Source organism: Kitasatospora sp. NPDC059812 (genome assembly GCF_042732075.1).
Classification (GTDB): domain Bacteria; phylum Actinomycetota; class Actinomycetes; order Streptomycetales; family Streptomycetaceae; genus Kitasatospora.
Genome location: NZ_JBHWIO010000061.1, coordinates 1 through 2,865, shown reverse-complemented (window position 1 = coordinate 2,865; position 2,865 = coordinate 1). Strand labels below are relative to the sequence as shown.

Here is a 2,865-nt window from a genome sequence, read left to right as displayed (position 1 = left end):
CAAGTGCCAGCCCCCCCCCCGCGCCGCCCCGCGCGCCCGGCCTCCCGCCCCCCCCCCCCCCCCCGGCGCCCCCGTCGGCGCACGTGAAGGCGCGGCCGGTGCCCGGCCGGCCCGCGCCCGTCAGCGGCCGGTGAGCGAGCGGAGCTCGGCGGCGTAGAGCTGGGCGGGGTCGAATCCCATGCCGGTGAAGTGGCCGGCGAGTTCGAGGGAGAGCACGCCGTGCAGCCTGGTCCAGACGGCGAGGGCGAGGTGGAGGACCGCCGGCGGGGCCGGGTGCTCCCCGGCCCAGGCCCGGTGTTCGGCGAGGTGGGCGTCGAACGGGGACGGCGACACGGCCGGTGACTGCTCCGCCGGTGACAGCTCGGCGGTGCAGGCGTCGAGCAGGACGGCCATGATCTCGACGGAGATCCGGGTGGTGTCCTCAGGCGCCCGGTAGCCGGGCACGGGGGTGCCGTAGACGAGCAGGTACCGCTGGGGGTCGTCCAGGGCCCACCGGCGCAGGGCCTGCGCCAGTCCGGCCAGGTCGGCACCCGCGGCGGCCCGGGCCTGGAAGGCGTCGGCGAGGCTCCGGTAGGCGTCCCGGACGAGTTCGGTGATCAGCTCGTCGCGACTGGCGAAGTACCGGTAGAGGGCCGGGCCGCTCATGCCCATCCGCTTGGCGATGGCGTTGAGGGACAGCGCGGAGGCCCCGGCGGTGGCGATCTGCTCCCAGGCGCGCTCCTTGATCTCCTCCTGCACCTGGGCGCGGTAGCGCTCCCGGGGAGTCCTCACATCCGACGCGCCCATGGCCGCCTCCAGACCTCACGACGATGACATCACCATCTCGTTAGAGGCTATCACTCTCCCTCTTGACTCTCACCGACGCCTGCCGTTATAACTTCTAACGAAGGCAATAACGTCTATCGAGAAGGAGGGCGTCATGGACACCGAACGCCTCGTCCAGGTCGTACTGCCGGGCATCGTGGCGCCGGAGGGCCTGGAGATCCGGCACGGAGCCGTGCCGCAGGCCGGCCGGGGGCAGGTCCTGATCGCCATGGAGGCGAGCGGCGTCTCGTTCGCCGAGCAGCAGATGCGCCGCGGCCGGTACTACGACCAGCCGCCGTTCCCGTTCGTCCCCGGCTACGACCTGGTCGGCCGGGTGCTGGCCACCGGCGAGGGCGTCGACCCGGGGCTGGCCGGGCAGCGGGTGGCCACGCTGATGAAGGTCGGCGGGTGGGCCAGCCACGTGGCGGTCGACGCCGCCGACGCCGTACCCGTCCCGGACGGCCTCACCGCGGCCGAGGCGGAGACCGTGGTGGTCAACGGCATCACGGCCTGGCAGCTGCTGCACCGCCGGGCACGGGTGCGCGCCGGGCAGCGGATCCTGGTGCACGGCGCCTCCGGCGGGGTGGGCTCCGTCCTGGTCCAGCTGGCACGCGCGGCCGGCGTGCAGGTGATCGGCACGGCGTCCGCGCGGCACCACGACGCCCTGCGGGAGCTCGGCGTGACCCCGGTCGACTACCGCACGGAGGACGTGGCGGCCCGGGTCCGGGAGCTGGCGCCCGGCGGGGTGGACGCCGTGTTCGACCACGTCGGCGGGCGCAGCGTGATCGACTCCTGGCACCTGCTCGCCCCCGGCGGCACGCTCGTCGCCTACGGCAGCGCCTCCACCCGCGACGACACCGGCTCCAAGCAGTGGCCGGTGCTGAAGATCCTCGCCCGCACCTGGCTCTGGAACACCCTGCCCAACGGCCGCCGCGCCCACTTCTACAACATCTGGGCCGGCCGCGCCCTCGGCCGGGACCGTTTCCGCGCCCGCCTCCGGTCCGACCTCGCCCAGGTGTTCGCCGCCGTCGCCCGTGGCGACGTCACCGCCCGGATCGCCGCCCGGCTCCCGCTCGCCCGGGCGGCCGAGGCCCTGCGGCTGGCGGAGTCCGGGACCGTCAGCGGCAAGATCGTCCTGATTCCCTGACCTGCGGGGCGCGAGGGCGCGGGGCACGGCAATGGCCTGGCAATGACCCGGCAATGGTTCAGACCATTGACGGCCCGGACGGGGGCTTCTACGGTGTCAGCACCGACCTGACGCAGGCATGCCACGATCTTCGGCCGCGCCCCCACGCGCGCGCCCTACGTCGGGCGCACACTCCATCCACCCCCACGGAGGAGCACCATGCGCAAACGTCATCTCACCGTCGCGGCCGCAGCCGCGATCGCGCTCCCGCTCGTGCTGGCCCTGCCCGCCCAGTCGCACGGCTACATCAACCTGCCGCCCAGCCGGTCCGCGCTCTGCGGAGCGGGCGGGGTGCCCTGGGACTGCGGCGACATCCAGTGGGAACCGCAGAGCGTCGAGGGCCCGAAGGGCTTCCCCGGCCGGGGCCCGGCCGACGGCACCATCTGCGCCGGCGGGGACGCCCGTTGGGCCCCGCTGGACGACCCGCGCAACGGCACCTGGCCGACCACCCGGGTGACGGCGGGCCAGCAGCTCACCTTCACCTGGTACATCGAGGCCCGGCACTCCACCACGAACTTCAGGTACTACCTCACCAAGCCCGGTTACGACGCGAGCCAGCCGATCACCCGGGCCAGCCTGGACCTCACCCCCTTCCTGACCGTCCCCTACAACGGCCGCCAGCCCGCCGCCACCACCACCCACACCGCGACCCTCCCCAGCGGTCGCACCGGCCACCAGGTGGTGGTGGCGGTCTGGGACGTCGCCGACACCGGAAACGCCTTCTACTCCTGCACCGACGTCCAGTTCTGACGGTCCTGACCGCTGCACCGTGCTGACGGGCGCCGGGGGCGGGGGGGGGCGCCCCGGCGCGCCCCGCGCCGGCGGGCGCCGCCCGGCGCGCCGCGCCAGCCCCGGCGCGGGGGGGTGAGAGGGGC

The 2,865-nt window shown here is 74.6% G+C and carries 3 protein-coding genes; 2 read left to right on the top strand and 1 reads right to left on the bottom strand.

Translation table 11 applies throughout. The annotated features are described in order from the left end of the window. Nucleotides 1-120: 120 nt before the first annotated feature. Nucleotides 121-786 (bottom strand): TetR/AcrR family transcriptional regulator, encoded by a 666-nt coding sequence (locus ACFV6D_RS26490; protein WP_380346411.1) that lies wholly within the window; start codon nt 784-786, stop codon nt 121-123. A 133-nt stretch (nt 787-919) separates the two neighbouring features. Here ACFV6D_RS26490 and ACFV6D_RS26485 point away from each other — a divergent pair, with 133 nt between their 5' ends. Both ACFV6D_RS26485 and ACFV6D_RS26480 read left to right on the top strand, forming a co-directional pair. After that, entirely contained in the window at nt 920-1,951 is a 1,032-nt protein-coding gene (locus ACFV6D_RS26485) for a medium chain dehydrogenase/reductase family protein (protein WP_380371929.1), read from the top strand. Nucleotides 1,952-2,149: 198 nt separating this feature from the next. Continuing rightward, complete coding sequence (locus tag ACFV6D_RS26480) at nt 2,150-2,740, top strand: lytic polysaccharide monooxygenase (RefSeq protein WP_380561332.1); 591 nt, start codon at nt 2,150-2,152, stop codon at nt 2,738-2,740. Nucleotides 2,741-2,865: the final 125 nt, after the last annotated feature.